Raw genomic sequence first — 22,498 nt, forward strand, 5'->3', positions numbered from 1 at the left:
GTCCCAGTGCGTTTATCGTACCATGCACGGACGTTTATTGTCGAATGTCCAGTCGGGGATCAGATACTGCATCGCCATCGCGTCGTCCCGCGCGCCCAGACCGTGTTTCTGATAAAGCTCGTGCGCTTTCATCACCTGGTCCATATCGAGCTCAATGCCCAATCCCGGCGTTGAAGGCACCTGCACCATGCCACCTTTTATCTCAAACGGCGCTTTGGTCAGACGCTGATTCCCCTCCTGCCAGATCCAGTGGGTGTCGATAGCGGTAATGGTGCCCGGTGCGGCGGCGGCAACGTGGGTGAACATTGCCAGCGACACGTCGAAGTGGTTATTAGAATGCGATCCCCAGGTCAGGCCAAACTCATGGCACATCTGCGCCACGCGGACCGAGCCCTGCATCGTCCAGAAGTGCGGGTCAGCCAGCGGAATATCAACGGATTGTAATGACAGGGTATGCCCCATCTGACGCCAGTCGGTGGCAATCATATTGGTCGCGGTCGGCAGCCCGGTGGCGCGACGGAATTCCGCCATCACTTCGCGGCCCGAGAAACCTTGCTCGGCCCCGCAGGGATCCTCGGCATACGCCAGCACACCTTTGAGCTGTTTACCTATTTTGATCGCTTCATCAAGCGACCATGCACCGTTTGGATCAAGCGTCACGCGCGCCTGTGGGAAGCGTTTTGCCAGCGCGGAAATGGCCTCTGCCTCTTCTTCACCCGCCAGCACGCCGCCTTTCAGTTTGAAATCATTGAAGCCATATTTTTCGTATGCCGCTTCCGCCAGCCTCACCACCGCATCCGGGGTCATCGCCTCTTCATGGCGCAGCCGGTACCAGTCGCATGCTTCCTTCGTCTGGCTTTGGTACGGCAGCGGCGTCAGTGTGCGATTGCCGACAAAGAACAGATAGCCAAGCATTTCTACTTCTGAACGCTGCTGCCCCTCACCCAGCAGCGAGGCAACGTTAACGCCCAGGTGCTGGCCCAGCAAATCCAGCATTGCGGCTTCAATCCCAGTCACCACGTGGATGGTGGTTCGCAGATCGAAGGTTTGCAGCCCCCTGCCACCCGCATCGCGGTCGGCAAAGGTGTTGCGCACGGTGTTGAGGACATTTTTGTACTCACCCAGCGTTTTGTCCACCACCAGCGGAATGGCATCCTCCAGCGTTTTACGGATCTTCTCCCCGCCCGGAATTTCACCCACACCAGTATGGCCGGCATTGTCTTTGATAATGACAATATTGCGGGTAAAGAACGGTGCATGTGCCCCGCTCAGGTTCATCAGCATGCTGTCATGACCCGCGACCGGAATGATTTGCATGGAAGTGACGACAGGGGTCGTAAAAGTACTCATCGTGTAATCCTTTTATCAGTGACGTCCAAAAACAGGGCGCTTACGGTCAAATGTCCAGCCGGGAATAAGGTATTGCATCGGGCCTGCGTCATTACGCGCACCGCCCGGTAGCTTTTTATACGCCTCATGGGCTTTGTGGACACGGTCCCAGTCAAGTTCCACGCCCAGGCCCGGCGAATCGGGAACGGCAATCTTGCCATTTTTGATTTCCAGCGGATTTTTCGTCAGGCGGGCTTCGCCTTCCTGCCAAATCCAGTGGGTGTCGATAGCGGTCGGATTTCCCGGTGCCGCGGCGCCAACGTGGGTGAACATCGCCAGCGAAATGTCGAAGTGATTGTTGGAGTGGCAGCCCCAGGTCAGTCCCCAGTCATCGCACAGCTGCGCCACACGCACCGCGCCGGAGAGCGTCCAGAAGTGCGGGTCCGCCAGCGGAATATCGACAGCGTTCAGCATCACCGCATGCCCCATTTCGCGCCAGTTAGTGGCAATCATATTGGTGGCGACCGGTAAGCCGGTGGCACGGCGGAATTCGGCCATGACTTCACGGCCAGAGAAGCCCTGCTCCGCGCCACACGGGTCTTCTGCGTAGGTCAGCACGTCTCCCAGACCTTTGCACAGGCTGATGGCTTCCTCCAGCAGCCAGGCGCCGTTAGGGTCAACGGTGATACGCGCCTCCGGGAAACGTTTTTTCAACGCCCGGGCGGTTTCAATCTCCTGCTCACCGGGCAGCACGCCACCCTTGAGCTTGAAATCTTTGAAGCCGTAGCGATCCTGAGCCGCCTCGGCCAGGCGGACCACCGCGTCGCGGGTAAGGGCTTGCTGGTGGCGCAGCTTATACCAGTCGTGGTTACCCGGTGATTGCGCCAGATAGGGGAGATCGGTTTTCGTGCGATCGCCCACGTAGAACAGATAGCCCAGCACGGTGACGGCATCACGCTGTTTGCCCGGCCCCAGCAGCTCGCAGACCGGGACATTCAGCGCCTTACCCAGTAAATCAAGCAGGGCGGCCTCCAGCGCGGCCACCGCGTTGACGCGCAGCTCAAACGTCCAGGCTCCTTTACCGAAGGTATCAAAATCTGCCGACTGATTGCCCTTATGCACCCGTTGAACCACCTTGTTCAGGCGGGCAACCTCCTGGCCCACCACCTGCGGAATGGCATCGACCAGGGTCTGGTAGATCACCTCCCCACCAGGTGCCTCACCCACGCCAGTATTTCCTGCGCTATCAGTCAACACCACGATATTGCGGGTAAACCACGCATTGTGCGCGCCGCCAATATTGAGCAGCATGCTGTCCTGCCCGGCCACGGGAATAACGTTCATTTCAGTCACGATGGGGCTTGATTGCGTTGTCATCAGCCACGCTCCACTACGGGTTTGAGTTCAATACGTTTGATATCCCCCACCAGCACCAGGTAACTCAGGACTGCCACCAGCGCATGCACGCCGACGTAGATCAGTGCACCGTTGAATGACCCCGTCGTACCAACGATGTAGCCAATCGCGATTGGCGTAACAATCCCGGAAATGTTGCCGAACATATTGAAAAGACCGCCGCTCAGGCCGCTGATCTCTTTTGGCGCGGTATCCGCCATCACCGCCCAGCCCAGCGCGCCAATGCCTTTGCCGAAGAAGGCCATCGCCATAAAGCCGATAACCATCCACTCGGCGCTGACGTAGTTGCAGAACACCATAGTCATGGAGAGCAGCATGCCGAGCACAATCGGCGTTTTACGCGCGATGTTCAGCGATCCGGTGCGGCGCATCAGCCAGTCGGATATCACCCCGCCGAGCACGCCACCGATAAAGCCGCAGATCGCCGGGATCGAAGCAACAAATCCCGCTTTCAGGATCGACATACCTCGCGCCTGCACCAGGTACACCGGGAACCAGGTGATGAAAAAGTAGGTTAGCGCGTTGATACAGTACTGGCCCAGATAGATGCCGATCATCATCCGCGTACCGACAAGCTGTTTGATCTGCGCCCATTTCTGGCTGAACGGGACTTTTACTTTCCCGGACTTCTGATCCATGTTGATCAGCGCACCACCTTCCGCAATGTACTCCAGCTCTTTCTTGTTTACGCCAGGATGCTGATTCGGTTCGTGGATCACTTTCAGCCAGACGAAGCTAATGATGATCCCTAGCCCGCCCATAAAGAAGAAGACGTGCGACCAGCCCACTTCGTGCGTCAGCCAGCCCATAATGGGTGCGAAGATCACCGTGGCGAAATATTGGGCGGAGTTAAAAATCGCCACCGCCGTTCCCCTCTCCTGCGCCGGGAACCAGGCCGCGACAATACGACTGTTTCCCGGGAAGGAAGGCGCTTCTGCCAGGCCTACCAGGAAGCGCAGCGTAAAGAGCGCGACGATAATGCCAAAACCGTTGAAAACATCGACAAAGCCCTGCAAAAGGGTAAATGCAGACCAGATAAAGATGGACCAGAAATAGACACGTTTAGAGCCAAAACGGTCCAGAAGCCAGCCGCCTGGAATTTGCCCGATGACGTAGGCCCATGAGAATGCGGAGAAAACGTAACCCATGCCCACCGGATCAAGGCCGATATCTTTTGCCATTTCAGAGCCGGCAATCGACAGCGTGGCGCGGTCACCATAGTTAAAGGATGTGACGATAAACAGCATCACCACTATCCAGTAGCGGGCATTAGTGCGCTTCTCAGCGCTGCTCGCTGCGTGGCTTAATGTACTCATTGTTGCACTCCTGAAACATAGCTTTCGCCTGGTTCATTCTGTACAGCACCGGTAGGGTAATCAGAATGAGATGTGTTTTGTCGTTTTGGTACGGCCTGAAGCCGTTTTATAAGTGACCGGAAAAGTATATGAAGGAGTGACACGTTCTCTCACCGTGCAAAAACACAGTATTAAAGGGTGTGCGAGCGGTTGTTTATGGCATAAGCCCAGGCAAGTGGAAGGTGGTTCACGGAATTGAGGTTTGGTGCGGGGTGTATTGCCGGGTGGCGGCTTCGCCTGACCCGGCCTGGAAAACTATTTCAGGAGCGTAGCCCACTGCTCGACCCACGGGTTCGATTCGCTTTCCGGTTCAGGATGCTCACCGGCATCAATCAGCAGCATCTCGCCGACGCGCTGGGCGCTCTGTTCCTGCAGGAGCGCATCAAACTGCTTGCCGCCGCCGCAGAAGTTTGCGTAAGAGCTATCGCCCAGGGCAATGATGCCGTAGTGAACGTCCGGCTGATAGCCAAGCTGGTCTTTAATGCCCTGGAAAAGTGGCACGATGCTGTCCGGCAGATCGCCCTGCCCGGTAGTGGACGTCACCACCAGAATGTATTTATCTTTGTACTTTTCCCAGTCTGCCAGTTCCGGGTCTTCATAGACCGTGGCTTTATGGCCCTGGCTTGCCAGAATCGCCTCAGCCTCTTCCGCTACCAGCAGTGAGTTGCCGTACATAGTGCCGACAAAAATGCCTACTTCAGCCATGATATTTTTCCCTATGAATGCGTTTACTGTTCATCCTGAACGTTGACAGATACAAACTCAACCCTTTCATTTTCGGGGAGTTGCCCCAGCCAGCCAAACTGTGACAGCGCCTGCATCCAGACATCGTCCAGCCCTGCACGGATATTCAGCGGTTCGCCGGTAAACGGGTGGGTCAGGCTAAGCTCGCTGGCGTGTAACATCAGTCGGTTACAGCCAAAATGCTCGGCCGCGCTGCGATTCTGGCGCAGATCGCCGTGCTTGCTGTCGCCAATAATCGGGTGGCGCAGGTGCGCAAGATGGCGTCGCAGCTGGTGTTTACGCCCGGTTTTGGGCAAAAGCTCAACCAGGCTGTAGCGCGTAGTGGGGAATTTGCTGGTTGCCACCGGCATTTCTGTGGTCGCCATGCCGCGATAATCCGTCACGGCAGGCTGCGGGCCTTTGTCATCGCGGGCAAATTTATCGGCGATTTTATCCAGCTCCTCTACCAGCGGATAGTCGAGCGTGGCGGCGTCCGTCAGCCAGCCGCGCACGATCGCGTGGTAGCGTTTCTGGATCTGGTGCTGTTCGAACTGCTGAGACAGCAGACGTCCCGCCTCGCTGGAAAGCCCCATCAGCAGCACGCCGGAGGTCGGTCTGTCGAGACGATGGGCGGTAAAAACATGCTGACCAATCTGGTCGCGTACGGTCTGCATCACGACCACTTTCTCGTCGCGATCCAGCCAGCTGCGGTGCACCAGCCAGCCAGACGGTTTATTCACCGCCACCAGCCACTCGTCCTGATAGAGGATCTCAAGCGTCATGCATCTTCACCGGCAAACAGGGCATCCAGTTTTTCCAGCTCAACCAGCATGACCGCGCGCGCAGGGTGCGTCGCCTCAAGGGCCATTTCATAATAGGGAGAGACCGCAAACGCCTGCGGCAGCGGATGACCGCCTTCCAGCAGCGCGTGCATGCGCGGAATTAACACCCACTGGAGCCACTCGAACGGGGCCAGGGTATCCAGACAAAATGGCTGGGTGCTGGCGAACGCTTCCGGCTGCGGCGCGGTCTCTTGCCACAGCTGATGTTGGCGCAAAAGGGCTTCGATGGCGTGCAACTGAGCACGAATGCTATCGTGTTGCGTCATGGTAACCTCAACTGAAAAAGTGAACGGCGCGCAGCATAGCATTGCGGGAGGCAGAAATAAAAAAAGGGAGCACTGTAAAAACAGTGCTCCCGGTTCGTTCCGCAGCATTCCAGCTACAATTCGTGCTCCCTGCTCATCCGTGACAACTTTTCCTGATGCCCGAAGGGCTGGTCATCCGTCTACCTTTCGCATCCTGCACACATCTTCCTGACGTGCTTGTTTCATCCTGAAACGTCCTGGCCTTCCTGACCCACCGACCGTCCTGTTCGGCTCTCGTTCTCCTTCCTGGAGGTGTCCCTTACGCGTCCTGCGTTATCCCTTTGCTTCATCCTGAAGCCTTCCTGCAGCGTCATCCTGACGTGTCCTGAGTAAGAAACGCCATCATCCTGATGTTCGTTTCTCGTGTCGGCGTCCTGTCGACAGAGATAGAATCCGCTATTCCGCTTCGTCTTACAACCCACCAGGGGAGCGTTGTAAGACGTAAGAAAGCCCTATAAAAGCTGCGATAAACAGCTAATCCATTGAAAAACAGCGTGATATTAATCTTAATTAAATGAGGTAATACTGAATGTTCCAGCGATCTCTCACAAACCTTGTAAGAGATCTCTCACACGCGCTGTAGCATTATGGATTACAGAAGAGGCTCAAGTCGGGTAAGGAAATCCGCAAGTGAAGGGGCGAGGGTCTCGCGATTGCGGGTGCCGATGGTCTCTTTAATCACTTCGCCAGACAGGTTACAGACGGAAATCACATCCAGGTCACTGTCGAGCGTAGCAATAAAGAGCGTCGGAGAAAGCTTAAGGCGTTTTTGCGTGACCAGATGACCAATCAGGTTTTCCTGAACACGCTGCAGATCGTCTTCGTTCCAGGTCTGCAACAGCGTCAGCGTCAAATCACCCAAGCGAGCGGGCATATCCCCTGCAAATTGCGTGACGTAAAACGCGTGAACCGCTGGTTGTACCACAATGTCCATAGCCCGTTCAACCGCATTTACATTTTGCCCGGCGGTACTCGGCTTCGGCTGCCAGATAACATAATCATCCTGAGAAGAGATAATGCACGGTGACGGTACGCCATATAATTCAGCACTTTGCGGCCACGTTCCATGCTTTTCATGCCACGCATCGCAATAGCGGGTCGTGAAGGTAGTAAGGGCATTTGCAGTTTCGATGTCCACCGATTTCTCTCTTCTTGTAAGACAGGATAAACTCAGCCCATAAGTGTACCTGTAAAGTGGCTATGAAACATGTCTTACGAAAATCATCAGGCGTTAACCGGCTTAACGCTGGGTAAATCGACCGATTACCGCGATACCTACGATGCAAGCCTGCTGCAGGGTGTGCCGCGCAGCCTGAACCGCGATCCTCTGGGATTGCACGCGGACGCACTACCGTTCGTGGGCGGCGATATCTGGACGCTGTATGAAATCTCCTGGCTCAACGCGCGCGGCCTGCCGCAGGTGGCGGTCGGACACGTTGAGCTGGATTACGCCAGCCAGAATCTGGTGGAATCCAAGAGCTTTAAGCTCTATCTCAACAGTTTCAACCAGACCAAATTTAATCACTGGGATGAGGTTCAGCAGACGCTGGAACGCGATTTAACCGCCTGTGCTCAGGGTCAGGTCAGCGTTTCGCTATATCGCCTGCACGAACTGGAAGGGCAGCCGATCGCCCACTTCAACGGAACCTGCATTGACGATCAGGATATCGAGGTGGAGAATTATGAATTCAGCGCCGATTACCTCGAAAACGCGGCGAGCGGCAAGGTGGTTGAAGAGACGCTGGTCAGCCATCTGCTGAAGTCCAACTGTCTGATTACCCACCAGCCGGACTGGGGTTCGGTACAGATCCAGTATCGCGGCCCGAAAATCGATCGCGAAAAGCTGCTGCGCTATCTGGTGTCGTTCCGCCATCACAACGAATTCCACGAGCAGTGCGTGGAGCGAATCTTTAGTGATATCCAGCGTTTCTGCCAGCCAGAGAAGTTGAGCGTTTACGCGCGCTATACCCGACGTGGTGGGCTGGACATTAACCCGTGGCGCACCAACACTGATTTTGTGCCAGCGACGGGTCGCCTGGTACGTCAATAATATAAATTTTTTCATAATATGCGGGCGGTATTCCGCCCGAAGTGTTGTGAAACCTCACACGCCAGGGCTATTGTAATCAAAGGGAATGACGATAATCGTCCCATAAGGAGCTCACTTGATTACACATATTAGCCCGCTTGGCTCAATGGATATGTTGTCGCAGCTGGAAGTGGACATGCTTAAACGCACGGCCAGCAGCGATTTGTATCAATTGTTTCGTAACTGTTCACTTGCCGTACTGAACTCCGGAAGCCTGACAGATAACAGTAAAGAACTGCTGTCCCGCTTCGAAAGCTTTGATATCAACGTGCTGCGCCGCGAGCGCGGCGTGAAACTGGAAGTGATCAACCCGCCAGAAGAGGCCTTTGTTGACGGGCGTATCATTCGTTCCCTTCAGGCCAACCTGTTTGCCGTACTGCGTGACATCCTGTTTGTTAACGGGCAGATCCACAACGCAGGCCGTTTCCAGCATCTCGATCTGGAAAGCTCGGTCCATATTACCAACCTGGTATTCTCTATTCTGCGCAACGCACGTGCCCTGCACGTTGGCGAAGCCCCGAACATGGTGGTCTGCTGGGGCGGTCACTCGATTAACGAAACCGAATATCTCTATGCCCGCCGGGTAGGAACGCAGCTTGGCCTGCGTGAGCTGAATATCTGTACCGGCTGTGGTCCTGGGGCAATGGAAGCGCCAATGAAAGGTGCCGCGGTGGGTCATGCGCAGCAGCGTTACAAAGAGGGTCGGTTTATCGGCATGACCGAGCCGTCAATCATTGCCGCTGAGCCGCCTAACCCACTGGTGAACGAGCTGATTATCATGCCGGATATCGAGAAACGCCTGGAGGCGTTTGTCCGTATCGCGCACGGTATTATCATCTTCCCGGGCGGCGTGGGCACGGCGGAAGAGCTGCTCTATCTGCTGGGTATTCTGATGAACCCGGCCAACAAAGATCAGGTTCTGCCGCTGATCCTGACCGGGCCAAAAGAGAGCGCAGACTACTTCCGCGTGCTGGACGAGTTTATCGTGCATACGCTGGGAGAAACCGCGCGTCGTCACTACCGCATCATCATCGATGACGCGGCGGAAGTGGCGCGTCAGATGAAAAAAGCGATGCCGCTGGTGAAAGAGAATCGTCGTGATACCGGCGATGCTTACAGCTTCAACTGGTCAATTCGTATTGCGCCCGATCTGCAGATCCCGTTTGAGCCTACCCATGAAAATATGGCGAACCTCAAACTCTACCCGGACCAGCCGGTGGAAGTGCTGGCTGCCGATCTGCGTCGCGCCTTCTCCGGGATTGTCGCGGGGAACGTGAAAGAGATGGGCATTCGCGCGATTGAGCAGTATGGTCCGTACAAGATCCACGGTGACCGGGAGATGATGCGTCGCATGGATGACATGCTTCAGGGCTTTGTGGCCCAACACCGTATGAAGTTGCCGGGCTCAGCCTATATTCCGTGCTACGAAATCTGCACGTAACGGTTGGTCTGTTGTCGTTAAAGCCGGGACGCCCTGTTGTGCGTCCCGGCTTTTTTATTACCGAATCAATTCATAGATATCACTTATGTCTTTAACAAACTCGCCGCAAACGCAAACGATTACCTCGCATTAGCAACCACAAATTATCAGCCTTAATCTAAATTACCCGCCAGAAAATCCTAAAAAGCCATTTCTTTACAGCAAAAGACACCTATCTCGCGGGCCGCCCTTTTAGCTTACATGTCGTTGGTGATAGCCTGCGCGCGCGTAAATTCTCTTTGATGTTTTTTTAACAGATAAATGGTCTAAAGATGCCCACTTCATAAGTGGATTATTGCATTTGGGATCAGGATCACTGATAGATTCATAACGAGAATGTATCTTTCCGCCCGCCAATAGTTACGGGCGAAAATTATTAAAAAACCGTCACTGAACGAATTTCATATTACCGTCAGGCACTTTTTCATCGGATTTGACTAGAAACCTGACAATTTGCTTCCTCCAGGAGATATAGATGGAAACCACTCAAACCAGCACCGTTGCTTCGATTGAATCCCGAAGTGGTTGGCGCAAAACGGATACCATGTGGATGCTTGGCCTTTACGGCACAGCAATCGGCGCTGGTGTACTGTTTCTTCCTATCAACGCAGGCGTCGGCGGTCTGATTCCGCTGATCATCATGGCCATCATCGCCTTCCCGATGACCTACTTCGCACACCGCGGTCTGACCCGCTTCGTGCTGTCCGGTAAAAACCCGGGCGAAGACATCACTGAAGTTGTTGAAGAACACTTCGGCGTGGGTGCAGGTAAACTGATTACCCTGCTCTACTTCTTCGCGATTTATCCCATCCTGCTGGTTTACAGCGTGGCCATCACCAACACCGTTGAAAGCTTCATGTTGCACCAGCTGCACATGACGCCACCACCGCGTGCCATCCTGTCTCTGATCCTGATTGTCGGCATGATGACCATCGTGCGCTTCGGTGAGCAGATGATTGTGAAAGCCATGAGCGTGCTGGTATTCCCGTTTGTCGCTGCACTGATGCTGCTGGCCTGCTACCTGATCCCACAGTGGAACGGTGCCGCACTGGAAACGCTGTCCCTGAGCAGCGCGTCTGCAACCGGTAACGGCCTGCTGATGACCCTGTGGCTGGCAATCCCGGTCATGGTCTTCTCCTTCAACCACTCCCCGATCATCTCCTCTTTCGCGGTGGCGAAACGTGAAGAGTACGGTAATGGCGCTGAGAAGAAGTGCTCCAGCATCCTGGCTCGCGCTCACATCATGATGGTGCTGACCGTGATGTTCTTCGTCTTCAGCTGCGTACTGAGCCTCTCCCCGGCAGACCTGGCGGCAGCGAAAGATCAGAACATCTCTATTCTGTCTTACCTGGCGAACCACTTTAACGCACCGCTGATTGCGTGGATGGCACCGATCATCGCGATGATCGCCATCACCAAATCCTTCCTGGGCCACTACCTGGGCGCACGCGAAGGCTTCAACGGTATGGTGATTAAATCTCTGCGCGGTAAAGGCAAAAGCATTGAAATCAGCAAGCTGAATAAAATCACTGCGCTGTTCATGCTGCTCACCACCTGGGCGGTAGCGACCCTGAACCCAAGCATCCTGGGTATGATTGAAACGCTGGGTGGTCCGGTCATCGCGATGATTCTGTTCCTGATGCCGATGTATGCGATTCAGAAAGTGCCAGCCATGCGTAAGTACAGTGGCCATGTGAGTAATGTCTTCGTGGTTATCATGGGTCTTATCGCTATTTCTGCGATCTTCTACTCCCTGTACACCATGTTCTGATTGTCACCCGCGCCGTCTTCGGACGGCGCACTCCTCCCTCTCTGACTGAAAGCAATGGACGCATCATGATTAGCGTATTCGATATCTTCAAAATCGGTATTGGTCCTTCCAGCTCTCACACCGTCGGACCAATGAAAGCCGGTAAGCAGTTCACGGACGACTTGATTGCACGCGGCATCTTGCATGACGTTACCCGCGTGGTTGTCGATGTTTACGGTTCCCTTTCTCTGACCGGGAAAGGCCACCATACCGATATCGCCATTATCATGGGCCTGGCGGGGAACCTGCCGGATACCGTTGATATTGATGCGATCCCTGGCTTCATCCAGGATGTGAACACCCACGGTCGTTTGCTGCTGGCGAACGGTGAGCATGAGGTTGAATTCCCGGTTGACCATTGCATGAATTTCCATGCGGACAACCTGTCGCTGCACGAAAACGGCATGCGCATTACCGCGTTAGCCGGCGACAAAGCGGTTTACAGCCAGACGTATTACTCTATCGGCGGCGGTTTTATCGTCGACGAAGACCACTTTGGTCAAACCAGTACCTCTTCTGTTGAAGTGCCGTATCCGTACAAAACGGCGGCGGATCTTCAGCGTCACTGCCAGGAGACGGGGCTTTCCCTCTCTGGTCTGATGATGAAAAACGAGCTGGCCCTTCACAGCAAAGAGGAACTTGAACAGCACTTCACCAGCGTCTGGGAAGTGATGCGCGGCGGTATTGAGCGCGGGATCACTACCGAAGGCGTTCTGCCTGGCAAGCTTCGCGTACCGCGTCGTGCGGCGGCGCTGCGCCGTATGCTGGTGAGCACCGACAAAACGACTACCGACCCCATGGCCGTCGTGGACTGGATTAACATGTTCGCCCTGGCGGTGAATGAAGAGAACGCCGCAGGGGGCCGCGTGGTCACCGCGCCGACCAACGGCGCATGCGGTATCGTTCCGGCCGTGCTGGCGTACTACGACAAGTTTATCCGTGAGGTCAACGCCAACTCTCTGGCGCGCTACCTGCTGGTCGCCAGCGCGATTGGTTCTCTGTATAAGATGAACGCGTCGATTTCCGGTGCGGAAGTGGGCTGCCAGGGTGAAGTCGGCGTGGCCTGCTCCATGGCGGCGGCGGGTCTGGCTGAACTGCTGGGCGCAAGCCCGGCTCAGGTGTGCATTGCGGCGGAAATCGGCATGGAGCATAACCTGGGTCTGACCTGTGACCCGGTTGCCGGGCAGGTACAGGTACCGTGCATCGAGCGTAACGCGATCGCCTCCGTGAAGGCGGTGAACGCGGCACGTATGGCCCTGCGCCGCACCAGCGAACCGCGCGTCTGTCTCGATAAAGTTATCGAAACCATGTACGAAACCGGCAAAGATATGAACGCCAAATACCGCGAAACCTCTCGCGGCGGCCTGGCGATGAAGATCGTGACCTGCGATTAAGCCTCTCAGGAAGCCTCGTTTTGCGAGGCTTCTTCCTGTTTTCCCTCACGCTATTCGTTTCAACCCACTGACAGTGATACCCTTTACCCATTAGCTTTAAGGGAGATTATCTGTGGCTGTTCATTTACTTATCGTCGACGCGCTCAACCTGATTCGCCGTATCCATGCGGTACAGGGCACGCCCTGTAAGGACACTTGCCTGCACGCGCTGGAGCAGCTTATTCGCCATAGCGAACCTACCCATGCAGTGGCGGTGTTTGATGACGAAGCGCGGAACAGCGGCTGGCGACACCAGCGTCTCCCTGACTACAAGGCCGGACGCGCGCCGATGCCGGACGACCTGCATGCCGAAATGCCCGTTATTCGCGCGGCCTTTGAACAACGCGGCGTTCCCTGCTGGGGCGCGCACGGCAACGAAGCGGACGATCTGGCCGCGACGCTTGCGGTCAAGGTAGCGAGTGCCGGACATCAGGCCACTATCGTTTCAACGGACAAAGGCTACTGCCAGCTTCTCTCTCCCACCATCCGCATCCGCGATTACTTCCAGAAACGCTGGCTGGACGCGCCATTTATTGCCAGCGAGTTTGGCGTCTCACCAGATCAACTGCCTGACTACTGGGGACTGGCGGGGATAAGCAGCTCGAAGGTACCGGGGGTCGCGGGCATCGGGCCGAAGAGCGCCGCCCAGCTGCTGACAGATTTTCAGAGTCTGGAGGGGATATACGCCAGGCTGGATGACGTGCCGGAAAAATGGCGCAAAAAGCTGGAGGCGCACAAAGAGATGGCGTTTATCTGTCGGGATGTGGCGACGCTACAGACGGATTTACAGCTGGACGGGAACTTGCAGCAGTTGCGGTTAGAGCGTTAAACGGTTCACGGTTTTGTTGGCCCGGCAAGCACAGCGCCACCGGGCAAAACAAAGCGCGCGCTATCGCTCGTCGCGACGCCCGCCTACTGCCGCCCACCAGCGACGAATATGTACCGTCACCTCTTCGCGATCGTGATATAGCTGACGTGCCTGGATCTCCACGTTAATACCGTGCTCATCCAGTTGCGCCTGGATGTAGGCCAGGTTCTGGGAGACCTCCTCGTAGCGCTTTTTCATCGGCAGCTTGAGGTTGAAAATGGTCTCGCGGCACCAGCCGTTCACCAGCCAGGAGGCCATCAGCGCGGCCACTTTTGCTGGCTTCTCAACCATGTCGCACACCATCCAGGAGATGTTGTTACGGGTCGGACGATAGCGGAAACCGTCTTCACGCAGCCAGGTTACCTGCCCGGTGTCCATCAGGCTTTGCGCCATTGGGCCGTTATCGACAGACGATACCCACATATTGCGTTTCACCAGCTGATAGGTCCAGCCGCCCGGGCACGCGCCAAGATCGACGGCATACATACCGTTAGCCAGACGCTCGTCCCACTCATCGGCCGGGATAAAGACGTGGAAGGCCTCTTCCAGCTTCAGAGTTGAGCGGCTCGGTGCATCCGACGGGAACTTCAGACGCGGGATCCCCATATAGAATGGCGAATTATTGTTGGTATACGAATAGCCGGCATAACAGCAGCCCGGAGCGATAAAGAAGATGTGTACTACCGGACGCTTCGGCGTTTCGTAGTTCGTCAGCACGCCCGCATCACGCAGCGCCGCGCGCAGCGGCACGGTAAATTTGCGGCAGAACTTCATCAGCTCTTTACTTTCGTTAGTATCCGCCACTTCCACGCGCAGATCGCCGCCCTTCTCCACTACGCCCTGCAGCATGCCGACAATTGGCGTGATGCGGTCTTCCGGGGGAAGGTCTTTCAACAGCTCACCCGCCACAAACATCTGACGAGCGAAGATCAACGAGCTAAACGGCAGTTCGCGCGCCAGCTTATCCGCATCTTCGGGCTGATAGCATTCAAAGACCACATAGCCCGCATTCTCTTTCACGCGGGCGAAGCCGAAGACGTCGCGCTTCGCCGCTTTATCGGTAATTTCCGCGGCGCACTCTTTCTCAAACCCCGGGCGACAATATAAAACAACTTTATTCATGAACAACGCCCTTGCGTTTCAGACGGATAGCTCCGATAAACATTAATACCCACCCCACCAGGAAGCTGACGCCGCCGACGGGTGTAACAAACGCCCACAGGCGCAGATGTGAAAGTGCCAGACAGTAGAGGCTGCCGCTGAACAGCACAGTACCCAGCGCCAGAAAAACGCTGCTCCAGTAAAACCAGATGCTGATCCGACGCTGCATCGCCACCGCCAGTCCAAAAATAGCCAGCGTATGGAACGCCTGGTATTCAAGGCCGGTCTGGATCCAGCCCATCTCGACAGCACCCAACGACTTGCTCAATACATGTGCGCCAAAGGCGCCCAGTGCAACAAAAATAAAGCCACTCACCGCGGCAAAAATAAGCATGAATCGGCTGGTCATGTTTAAGTCCTGAATTAATGCGTGCCCGGCACACAAACGTTATTGTTCATACCTGAAGCGGAATTTCTCTTGCTCGCTTGCCGCCTTTGCCAGTATCCACTGCCGGAAGGCGGCTATTTTACCCAGTTCTGCCTGACTGTCATGACAAACCAGATAAAATGCATTTTTGCTGACCAGTACGTCATTAAATGGGCAAACCAGACGGCCTGCCTCAATTTCGGACTGCGCCATCACGTTGTTAGCCAACGCCACGCCCTGCCCGTGAATGGCAGCCTGTAGCACCATCGCACTGTGGCTAAAAATGGGCCCCTGCTGCACGTTTATATGACTTAGACCTAATTGACGGGTATACGTTTGCCAGTCGCGGCGAGAGGCATCATGTAAAAGCGTATGCTGCGCCAGGTCAGCGGGGGTCTTCAGCGCTTTATCGCCCGTTAACAGCAGAGGCGAGCAGACCGGCAGCAGATATTCTGCGTATAATTTCTCGACACGCAAGCCCGGCCAGTTACCTCGACCGTAAAAAATGGCGACATCCACATCATCGGCCAGCTTGTCTTCCTGACGATCCACCGCCTGGATTCGAACGTCGATCCCCGGATAAGCTGAGTTAAAGCTTGAGAGTCTTGGCACCAGCCACTGAATGGCAAAACTGGGCAATAAACTGACAGTCAGGGCACCTTTTGCACTGCGGGCCTGCAGCTTGCGCGTGGCTTCCGTGAGCTGGGAAAAAATCTCTTTAATATCCTGAAAATAGCTCTGCCCCTCTTCAGTCAACAGCAATGAACGATTGCGTCGACGAAATAGCTTAAGGCCCAGGAAATCCTCCAGAGACTTGATTTGGTGACTTACTGCGGCCTGTGTCACAAAAAGCTCATCTGCCGCACGGGTGAAGCTGAGGTGACGTGCTGCTGCATCAAAAACGCGTAATGCATTAAGGGGTGGCAATCGCTTTGACATGGTTATCTGGCTTAGATGTTAACTGAATTTAACAAATAGGAAACAACGTTTAACCTATTAGTTTTTTTTATCTGAGCCATTATAATTTGTCCGTTGAGGAACTACCAGCAAATACCTATAGTGGCGGCACTTCCTGAGCCGGAACGAAGAGCTTTTTTCGGAATGCGTGTTCTGAAGGGCTTTTGGCTTACGGTTGTGATGTTGTGTTGTTGTGTTTGCAATTGGTCTGCGATTCAGACCACGGTAGCAACGCTACCAATTTTTCACTTCCTGTACATTTACCCTGTCTGTCCATAGTGATTAATGTAGCACCGCCAACTTGCGGTGCTTTTTTTTCGCCTGCGATCGGTTAATGCTCGATCTCTTTCATCTCTTTCACGTCCGTGCGGTTGATCTGCTGCTTGTTCCCGTTCGCATCTTTATACGAAATCATCCCGGTATCGTTATCGGTTGTCGGTTTCCCTTCCGAAACGATGGAACGACCATCGTTGGTATGCATCACGTAGTTGTTACCAGAACAGGCGCTCAGGGCAAAAGTAAACGCACAGGCAGAAATGATTGCAGCTGTCTTATTCATGATTATTCTCCTTTAGCAATTAATGCTATTCAAACCTCGATTTATAACAGGCTAAAACATCCGCCTAACACTATTTAGCATAACCTGCTTTTACGAGGTCGCCAGGATAAGCAGACGAATCTGATAGATATCAACCTCCTTGCCCTGCCGCTGAAATTGCGCGACGATCGCGTTATTGATATGAGGAGTCCCATGAACGCTTTCAGTCCTGCGCAGTTTCGCGCACAGTTCCCGGCGCTGGCCGATGCCGGTGTTTACCTTGATAGCGCCGCCACCGCTTTGAAGCCCCAGGCGGTGATTGACGCGACGCAGCAGTTCTACAGCCTGAGCGCCGGGAACGTGCATCGCAGTCAGTTTGCCGAAGCGCAGCGCTTAACCGCGCGCTACGAAGCCGCACGCGATCAGGTTGCACGCCTGATCAATGCTGAAAGCGGAAAAAGTATCGTCTGGACGCGCGGCACGACCGAAGCCATTAATATGGTGGCTCAGTGCTATGCCCGCCCACGGCTGCAGGCAGGAGATGAAATCATCGTCAGCGAGGCGGAACACCACGCTAACCTGGTGCCGTGGCTGATGGTGGCCGAGCAAACGGGGGCGCAGATTGTCAAACTTCCGTTGGGTGCAGACTTCCTGCCTGATGTGGCACGTTTGCCCGAGCTGATTACCCCACGCAGCCGCATCCTGGCGTTGGGGCAGATGTCCAACGTCACCGGTGGCTGCCCGGATCTGGCCCGCGCTATTGAGATTGCCCATGCCAGCGGTATGGTGGTGATGGTCGACGGGGCGCAGGGGGTAGTGCATTTCCCGGCTGATGTGCAGGCGCTTGATATCGACTTCTATGCCTTCTCCGGACATAAGCTCTACGGGCCAACCGGCATTGGCGCACTCTACGGCAAGCCGGAACGGCTGGCGCAAATGACGCCGTGGCTCGGGGGCGGCAAAATGATTACCGAGGTGACATTCGACGGCTTCAAAACGCAGGATGTACCTTATCGTCTGGAAGCCGGTACGCCAAACGTGGCGGGCGTGATTGGCTTAAGCGCTGCGCTGGAGTGGCTGACTGAAACAGACATTGTTCAGGCGGAGAGCTGGAGCCGCGGCCTGGCGACGCTGGCAGAAGAAGAACTTAAAAAACGCCCCGGTTTCCGCTCGTTCCGCGTACAAGACTCGAGCCTGCTCGCCTTTGATTTCGCAGGCGTTCATCATAGCGACATGGTGACGCTGCTGGCCGGGTACGGCATTGCCCTGCGGGCAGGACAGCACTGCGCCCAGCCGCTTCTGGCAGCGCTCGGCGTGAGCGGCACCCTGCGCGCCTCGTTTGCGCCGTATAATACTCAAAGCGATGTCGAGGCACTGATTAGCGCCGTTGACCGCGCCCTTGAAATACTGGTGGATTAATGACTCAAGCAGCGTTAGCCGGACATCCGTTCGGCACGGTCATCACAGAAGAGACCTTAAAACAGACCTTCGCTCCCCTCACGCAGTGGGAGGACAAATATCGTCAGCTGATCCTGCTGGGCAAGCAGCTCCCCACGCTTTCAGACGATCTTAAAGCGCAGGCGAAAGAGATCGCTGGCTGCGAGAACCGCGTCTGGCTCGGGTTTAGCGTATCCGGGGAGAAGCTTCACTTCTTCGGCGACAGCGAAGGCCGTATCGTGCGCGGGCTGCTGGCGGTTCTGTTAACCGCAGTGGAAGGGAAAAGCGCGGCAGAATTGTTAGCACATTCGCCGCTAATGTTCTTCGATGAGCTCGGGCTGCGCGCGCAGCTCAGCGCCTCACGCGGTCAGGGTCTGATCGCGCTCAGTGACGCGGTACTGGACGCAGCACGTCAGGCTCAGGCCTGACGTTCCGCCTTCGCCATCATCTTTTTCAGGGCGTGAGAAACCGCCACAAAGCCAAAGGAAGCGGTTACCATGGTGGCCGCCCCAAACCCTGAGGCGCAATCCATACGTTTGGGTCCTTCCGCCGTACTTTTCATTGCGCAGACCGACCCATCCGCCTGGGGATAGACCAGCGCTTCGGTTGAGAACACGCAGTCAACGCCCAGCTTGCCTTTGCTGTTCTTCACCACGTTAAAGTCGCTTTTCAGGCGTTCACGCAGCTTTGCCGCCAGCGGATCCTGAATGGTTTTCGCCAGGTCGGCGACCTGGATTTGCGTCGGATCGATTTGCCCGCCCGCGCCGCCCGTCGTGACCAGCGGCACCTTGTAGCGACGGCAGTAGGCGATCAGCGCCGCTTTGGGACGCACGCTGTCGATAGCGTCAATCACATAGCTGTATCCTTTACTCATGTACTCCGCGACGTTATCTGCCGTGACAAAGTCGTCGATCACCGTCACGCGACATTCCGGGTTAATGAGACGAATGCGTTCCGCCATCACTTCAGACTTCGCCAGGCCGACGTTATCACGAAGGGCATGGATTTGACGGTTGGTATTGGTGACGCAAACGTCATCCATATCAATCAGCGTGATTGCGCCAATACCGGTTCTCGCCAGCGCCTCTGCCGCCCACGACCCCACACCACCAATGCCCACGACGCAGACATGCGCATTCGCAAACAGCTGCAGGGCTTTTTCACCATAGAGACGTGCCGTGCCGCCAAAACGCTGACGCCAGGCATCGCTGATTACCACAGACATAAAACCTCAGATGTAAAAAGGGTGAGGTTCTTCCTCACCCTGAACAAGTAATCCGTATTGCGCTCAGAATACCACAATCAACCGCTGAATACGTTTCCGGTACCCGGTGCGGCCTTCAGCACCCACACGCGTCCGTAGTGGTTATACCAGCCCGCACGGTGGCCAGCATCCGGACCAATGCCCTGATAAATATCGAAGTGCTGGCCTTTAATCGCCCCGCCCACATCCAGCGCCACCATCAGACGCAGCTCATACTGACCGTTGAATTTACCGTTGTTGTCCAGCAGCGGGACTTCCGCCAGCAGCGTGGTACCCGCAGGAATAATAGAACGATCCGATGCCACCGACGCACGGCCAATCAGCGGAACGGCACTCGCCCCCTTCACCGGCGCGAAGTTTTGCGGTTTAAAGAAGACGAACGACGGGTTCTGCTCCAGCAGTTCACGCACCTCGGCTTCACTGTGCTTTTCGCCCCACTCGCGGATCGCCTGCATCGACATATCTTCCTTCTTCACTTCACCGCGGTCGATCAGCACCTTACCAATACTGCGATAGGCGTGGCCGTTTTTACCGGAATAGCTGAAGAAGTTAAGCGGCGAACCGTCGCCAAAATCGATGTAGCCACTGCCCTGAACGTCCATGATGAAGTTATCCATCAGGGAGTTGCTGTAAGCCAGAACGTAGTTTTCGCTCAGCGCACCCGCGTAGATCTCTGCACGAGAAGGCAGACGACCGCGTTTTGGCGGCATACGGTAGATAGGATACTGGAACTCACCCTGGCGCGTGTGTCGCGCCTGAATCACGGGCGTGTAATACCCTGTGAACTGGACGTTGCCGTAGTTATCCGCCCCTTCCATCTGCCAGGCGTCAATACCAAACTGGCGCATGTTGCGCGTATCACCGCCTGCTTTCAGCCAGTCCTGGACGGCGTTGTACACGCTACTCTGAGTGCCATACAGACGCGGCGACGCATTGCGGATCTGGTAAACCTGCTCGGAGAAATCGCCGGCGTTGATCGGAGCACCGACAGCATCAGGCTGATTAACTAAAGAGAAAGGCTGGGATAACTTCCCGTCTTTATACTGTTGACCGCGATCGGTCGGTTTGGAAGAGCAGGCCGCAAGAATCGCTACCATTGCGCCTGCCATCAGATACTTCGCCCAACGTCCTTTCATTATATCTCGTCTTTAAGTTGCCCATTTCCGCGTGATGAAGATAACAAACCGCCAGGGCTAATGAAATGCGTTCGCATGCCCTTTGGCAAATTTTGCGCAAAAAATAGTCCATACAGCGCCATGTCGTTCAATTTGCATACAAAATCATGATTTATGTAAAAAAGGGGTTGCATCACAAACCTATCCGAGTATAGTGCGCATCCACGGACGCGGGGTGGAGCAGCCTGGTAGCTCGTCGGGCTCATAACCCGAAGGTCGTCGGTTCAAATCCGGCCCCCGCAACCAATTAAAATTTGATGAAGTATCTTCTACGACAGTAGAAAGACGGACGCGGGGTGGAGCAGCCTGGTAGCTCGTCGGGCTCATAACCCGAAGGTCGTCGGTTCAAATCCGGCCCCCGCAACCAATCAAATTTGAAGAAGTAAGTTTCTACAAGAGTAGAAAGACGGACGCGGGGTGGAGCAGCCTGGTAGCTCGTCGGGCTCATAACCCGAAGGTCGTCGGTTCAAATCCGGCCCCCGCAACCAACACTTCTAAAAACAATAAACACCCTGAAGGGTGTTTTTTTGTATCTGTCGTTTGTGAATGTGCCGGGCGTTTCACCCGGCTGAATGCGCTATCCGCGTCGCGCCAGCGTCGCCCCGTCTGAGAAATACGCCCGAATCCCCGCCAGAATCGACTCCGCCACCTCCTGCTGGAATTTTGCCGTCTTGAGCTTACGCTCCTCTTCAACGTTACTGATAAACGCCGTTTCGACCAGTATGGAGGGAATATCCGGCGCTTTAAGCACCGCAAACCCGGCCTGCTCAACGCTGTTTTTATGCAGCTTATTGATGTTACCCAGCTTGCCCAGCACCGCTTTACCAAACTTCAGGCTGTCGTTAATGGTCAGGGACTGCACCATATCGAACATCGTGTGGTCGACGTAGCGGTCACCGCTTTTGCTCACGCCACCGATCAGATCCGAGGCGTTCTGAGTGTCGGCCAGGTAACGCGCCGCGGTACTGGTCGCGCCTTTGGTTGAGAGCGCAAACACTGACGATCCACTCGGCTGACGGCTGGTAAAGGCATCTGCGTGGATCGAGACGAAGAGATCCGCACGCTGCTTCTGCGCTTTCGCCACGCGAACTTTCAGGGGGATAAAGACATCTTCATTGCGCGTCATGTAGGCGCGCATATTGCCCTCTTTATCAATCAACGCCTTCAGACGACGGGCAATTTGCAGCACCACGTCTTTCTCCCGCGTATGATATTTCCCCACCGCACCGGAGTCTTCGCCGCCGTGGCCAGGATCGAGCATGATCACAATCGGGCGATCGCGCCCCGCTTTGCCCGGCTGCGGACCACTTTGCGCAGGCGGAACCTGACGTTGCAGATCGCCTTTGTTGTAATCCTCCAGCAGGGCCAGAAGCGGATCCTGAATATCCGTTGCATTGGCTGGGTAGAGATCCATCACCAGACGCTCTTTAAACGTCGCCACAGGGGCGAGAGCGAACAGCTGCGGCTTCACGTTCTGTTTAAGCTCAAACACCATACGCACGGTTTGCGGATCAAACTGCCCGACGCGCGCCGATTTAATAAACGGATCGTCACCGCGGATCTGCGCCGCCATCCCCTTAAGCACGGAGTTAAGGTTCACGCCTTCGAGATCCACTACCACACGTTCAGGATTGCTGAGGGCAAATTGCTTATATTTCAGCACACGATTGGATTCGACCGTCACGCGCGTGTACGTCGACGACGGCCAGACGCGCACCGCCACCACCTGACTCGTGGCGGCAAGGCCGACCTGGCTGACGCTAAGCAACCACATTGCCCCGGCCCCTTTTAACAAACGGCGGCGGCTTATTGCTGAATTGGATCCCGACATGCTTCTCCCGAGCAAGAAAACGAACTGATATACAAAAGTCCAGATTGACCGAAAACTTTAACGAATGACGCATAAACTGTCATCTATAAAAGGGTAAACAATTCGCTGCTAACGCACG

General features: G+C 55.3%; 21 protein-coding genes and 3 tRNA genes. 10 read left to right on the top strand and 14 right to left on the bottom strand.

The window, feature by feature from the left end; genetic code table 11:
* Window positions 1-12: 12 nt before the first annotated feature.
* From gudD to syd, 7 genes are all read right to left on the bottom strand, one after another.
* Window positions 13-1,350: a glucarate dehydratase gene (gudD, locus tag ACMGGM_RS08840; protein WP_045134130.1), complete on the bottom strand. Its 1,338-nt coding sequence runs from the start codon at window positions 1,348-1,350 to the stop codon at window positions 13-15.
* Between the two features lie 15 nt (window positions 1,351-1,365).
* Window positions 1,366-2,706 carry an enolase C-terminal domain-like protein gene (locus ACMGGM_RS08845; RefSeq protein WP_045134129.1) on the bottom strand — a complete coding sequence of 447 codons (1,341 nt, stop codon included), beginning with the start codon at window positions 2,704-2,706 and terminating at the stop codon, window positions 1,366-1,368.
* Window positions 2,706-4,061, bottom strand: coding sequence for an MFS transporter (locus ACMGGM_RS08850; protein ID WP_014885054.1), 1,356 nt, complete (start codon window positions 4,059-4,061; stop codon window positions 2,706-2,708). Before ACMGGM_RS08850 ends, ACMGGM_RS08845 begins: the two co-directional genes overlap by 1 nt.
* 294 nt (window positions 4,062-4,355) lie before the next feature.
* Window positions 4,356-4,805 (bottom strand): flavodoxin, encoded by a 450-nt coding sequence (locus tag ACMGGM_RS08855; RefSeq protein WP_023337703.1) that lies wholly within the window; start codon window positions 4,803-4,805, stop codon window positions 4,356-4,358.
* A gap of 23 nt (window positions 4,806-4,828) precedes the next feature.
* A complete protein-coding gene (gene truC / locus ACMGGM_RS08860) occupies window positions 4,829-5,605 on the bottom strand; it encodes a tRNA pseudouridine(65) synthase TruC (RefSeq protein WP_014885056.1) in 777 nt (258 codons plus the stop codon).
* Window positions 5,602-5,931: a YqcC family protein gene (locus tag ACMGGM_RS08865; protein ID WP_014885057.1), complete on the bottom strand. Its 330-nt coding sequence runs from the start codon at window positions 5,929-5,931 to the stop codon at window positions 5,602-5,604. Before ACMGGM_RS08865 ends, truC begins: the two co-directional genes overlap by 4 nt.
* A gap of 631 nt (window positions 5,932-6,562) precedes the next feature.
* A complete protein-coding gene (gene syd, locus ACMGGM_RS08870) occupies window positions 6,563-7,108 on the bottom strand; it encodes a SecY-interacting protein (RefSeq protein ID WP_045134128.1) in 546 nt (181 codons plus the stop codon).
* 69 nt (window positions 7,109-7,177) lie between these two features.
* Here syd and queF point away from each other — a divergent pair, with 69 nt between their 5' ends.
* From queF to xni, 5 genes are all read left to right on the top strand, one after another.
* A complete protein-coding gene (queF, locus tag ACMGGM_RS08875) occupies window positions 7,178-8,020 on the top strand; it encodes an NADPH-dependent 7-cyano-7-deazaguanine reductase QueF (protein ID WP_014885059.1) in 843 nt (280 codons plus the stop codon).
* 115 nt (window positions 8,021-8,135) lie between these two features.
* A complete protein-coding gene (gene ppnN / locus ACMGGM_RS08880) occupies window positions 8,136-9,500 on the top strand; it encodes a nucleotide 5'-monophosphate nucleosidase PpnN (RefSeq protein WP_014885060.1) in 1,365 nt (454 codons plus the stop codon).
* A gap of 514 nt (window positions 9,501-10,014) precedes the next feature.
* Window positions 10,015-11,310, top strand: a complete 1,296-nt coding sequence (locus ACMGGM_RS08885; protein WP_014885061.1) for an HAAAP family serine/threonine permease — start codon at window positions 10,015-10,017, stop codon at window positions 11,308-11,310.
* A 65-nt stretch (window positions 11,311-11,375) separates the two neighbouring features.
* Window positions 11,376-12,743: an L-serine ammonia-lyase II gene (sdaB, locus tag ACMGGM_RS08890; RefSeq protein ID WP_014885062.1), complete on the top strand. Its 1,368-nt coding sequence runs from the start codon at window positions 11,376-11,378 to the stop codon at window positions 12,741-12,743.
* A gap of 112 nt (window positions 12,744-12,855) precedes the next feature.
* Window positions 12,856-13,611, top strand: coding sequence for a flap endonuclease Xni (gene xni, locus ACMGGM_RS08895; protein WP_023337708.1), 756 nt, complete (start codon window positions 12,856-12,858; stop codon window positions 13,609-13,611).
* A 60-nt stretch (window positions 13,612-13,671) separates the two neighbouring features.
* Here xni and rlmM read toward each other — a convergent pair whose 3' ends face one another.
* The 4 genes from rlmM to ACMGGM_RS08915 form a co-directional block, all read right to left on the bottom strand.
* Window positions 13,672-14,772, bottom strand: a complete 1,101-nt coding sequence (gene rlmM, locus ACMGGM_RS08900) for a 23S rRNA (cytidine(2498)-2'-O)-methyltransferase RlmM (RefSeq protein ID WP_014885064.1) — start codon at window positions 14,770-14,772, stop codon at window positions 13,672-13,674.
* Window positions 14,765-15,160, bottom strand: coding sequence for a DUF423 domain-containing protein (locus ACMGGM_RS08905; protein WP_014885065.1), 396 nt, complete (start codon window positions 15,158-15,160; stop codon window positions 14,765-14,767). The genes rlmM and ACMGGM_RS08905 overlap by 8 nt, the downstream gene beginning before the upstream one ends.
* Window positions 15,161-15,199: 39 nt before the next feature.
* A complete protein-coding gene (gene gcvA, locus ACMGGM_RS08910) occupies window positions 15,200-16,117 on the bottom strand; it encodes a glycine cleavage system transcriptional regulator GcvA (protein ID WP_014885066.1) in 918 nt (305 codons plus the stop codon).
* A 349-nt stretch (window positions 16,118-16,466) separates the two neighbouring features.
* Complete coding sequence (locus ACMGGM_RS08915) at window positions 16,467-16,694, bottom strand: YgdI/YgdR family lipoprotein (protein WP_008499648.1); 228 nt, start codon at window positions 16,692-16,694, stop codon at window positions 16,467-16,469.
* Between the two features lie 192 nt (window positions 16,695-16,886).
* Between ACMGGM_RS08915 and csdA the strand changes: the two genes are divergently transcribed.
* Together csdA and csdE are read left to right on the top strand one after the other, a co-directional pair.
* A complete protein-coding gene (gene csdA / locus ACMGGM_RS08920) occupies window positions 16,887-18,092 on the top strand; it encodes a cysteine desulfurase CsdA (protein WP_045134125.1) in 1,206 nt (401 codons plus the stop codon).
* Complete coding sequence (gene csdE / locus ACMGGM_RS08925) at window positions 18,092-18,538, top strand: cysteine desulfurase sulfur acceptor subunit CsdE (RefSeq protein WP_014885068.1); 447 nt, start codon at window positions 18,092-18,094, stop codon at window positions 18,536-18,538. Before csdA ends, csdE begins: the two co-directional genes overlap by 1 nt.
* Here the strand turns inward: csdE and tcdA are convergent.
* Window positions 18,529-19,335: a tRNA cyclic N6-threonylcarbamoyladenosine(37) synthase TcdA gene (tcdA, locus tag ACMGGM_RS08930; RefSeq protein WP_014885069.1), complete on the bottom strand. Its 807-nt coding sequence runs from the start codon at window positions 19,333-19,335 to the stop codon at window positions 18,529-18,531. The two genes, csdE and tcdA, sit on opposite strands and share 10 nt — an antisense overlap.
* 77 nt (window positions 19,336-19,412) lie before the next feature.
* Complete coding sequence (gene mltA / locus ACMGGM_RS08935; RefSeq protein WP_014885070.1) at window positions 19,413-20,510, bottom strand: murein transglycosylase A; 1,098 nt, start codon at window positions 20,508-20,510, stop codon at window positions 19,413-19,415.
* A 208-nt stretch (window positions 20,511-20,718) separates the two neighbouring features.
* Between mltA and ACMGGM_RS08940 the strand changes: the two genes are divergently transcribed.
* The 3 genes from ACMGGM_RS08940 to ACMGGM_RS08950 all read left to right on the top strand — a co-directional run bounded on the left by ACMGGM_RS08940 (window position 20,719) and on the right by ACMGGM_RS08950 (window position 21,037).
* Window positions 20,719-20,795, top strand: a tRNA-Met gene (locus ACMGGM_RS08940).
* Window positions 20,796-20,839: 44 nt separating this feature from the next.
* A tRNA-Met gene (locus ACMGGM_RS08945) sits at window positions 20,840-20,916 on the top strand.
* Between the two features lie 44 nt (window positions 20,917-20,960).
* Window positions 20,961-21,037, top strand: a tRNA-Met gene (locus ACMGGM_RS08950).
* Between the two features lie 89 nt (window positions 21,038-21,126).
* On the opposite strand, the gene amiC is transcribed toward ACMGGM_RS08950, so the two are convergent.
* Entirely contained in the window at window positions 21,127-22,380 is a 1,254-nt protein-coding gene (gene amiC, locus ACMGGM_RS08955) for an N-acetylmuramoyl-L-alanine amidase AmiC (protein ID WP_014885071.1), read from the bottom strand.
* Window positions 22,381-22,498 lie beyond the last annotated feature (118 nt).

Source organism: Enterobacter sp. BNK-14, from assembly GCF_047456095.1.
Taxonomy (GTDB): domain Bacteria; phylum Pseudomonadota; class Gammaproteobacteria; order Enterobacterales; family Enterobacteriaceae; genus Enterobacter; species Enterobacter kobei.

Bases quoted from the DNA above. Each gene is read 5' to 3' on its own strand.
- gudD (WP_045134130.1), bottom strand. From the start codon at position 1,350: ATGAGTACTTTTACGACCCCTGTCGTCACTTCCATGCAAATCATTCCG.
- ACMGGM_RS08845 (WP_045134129.1), bottom strand. From the start codon at position 2,706: ATGACAACGCAATCAAGCCCCATCGTGACTGAAATGAACGTTATTCCC.
- ACMGGM_RS08850 (WP_014885054.1), bottom strand. From the start codon at position 4,061: ATGAGTACATTAAGCCACGCAGCGAGCAGCGCTGAGAAGCGCACTAAT.
- ACMGGM_RS08855 (WP_023337703.1), bottom strand. From the start codon at position 4,805: ATGGCTGAAGTAGGCATTTTTGTCGGCACTATGTACGGCAACTCACTG.
- truC (WP_014885056.1), bottom strand. From the start codon at position 5,605: ATGACGCTTGAGATCCTCTATCAGGACGAGTGGCTGGTGGCGGTGAAT.
- ACMGGM_RS08865 (WP_014885057.1), bottom strand. From the start codon at position 5,931: ATGACGCAACACGATAGCATTCGTGCTCAGTTGCACGCCATCGAAGCC.
- queF (WP_014885059.1), top strand. From the start codon at position 7,178: ATGTCTTACGAAAATCATCAGGCGTTAACCGGCTTAACGCTGGGTAAA.
- ACMGGM_RS08885 (WP_014885061.1), top strand. From the start codon at position 10,015: ATGGAAACCACTCAAACCAGCACCGTTGCTTCGATTGAATCCCGAAGT.
- sdaB (WP_014885062.1), top strand. From the start codon at position 11,376: ATGATTAGCGTATTCGATATCTTCAAAATCGGTATTGGTCCTTCCAGC.
- rlmM (WP_014885064.1), bottom strand. From the start codon at position 14,772: ATGAATAAAGTTGTTTTATATTGTCGCCCGGGGTTTGAGAAAGAGTGC.
- ACMGGM_RS08905 (WP_014885065.1), bottom strand. From the start codon at position 15,160: ATGACCAGCCGATTCATGCTTATTTTTGCCGCGGTGAGTGGCTTTATT.
- gcvA (WP_014885066.1), bottom strand. From the start codon at position 16,117: ATGTCAAAGCGATTGCCACCCCTTAATGCATTACGCGTTTTTGATGCA.
- ACMGGM_RS08915 (WP_008499648.1), bottom strand. From the start codon at position 16,694: ATGAATAAGACAGCTGCAATCATTTCTGCCTGTGCGTTTACTTTTGCC.
- csdA (WP_045134125.1), top strand. From the start codon at position 16,887: ATGAACGCTTTCAGTCCTGCGCAGTTTCGCGCACAGTTCCCGGCGCTG.
- csdE (WP_014885068.1), top strand. From the start codon at position 18,092: ATGACTCAAGCAGCGTTAGCCGGACATCCGTTCGGCACGGTCATCACA.
- tcdA (WP_014885069.1), bottom strand. From the start codon at position 19,335: ATGTCTGTGGTAATCAGCGATGCCTGGCGTCAGCGTTTTGGCGGCACG.
- mltA (WP_014885070.1), bottom strand. From the start codon at position 20,510: ATGAAAGGACGTTGGGCGAAGTATCTGATGGCAGGCGCAATGGTAGCG.
- amiC (WP_014885071.1), bottom strand. From the start codon at position 22,380: ATGTCGGGATCCAATTCAGCAATAAGCCGCCGCCGTTTGTTAAAAGGG.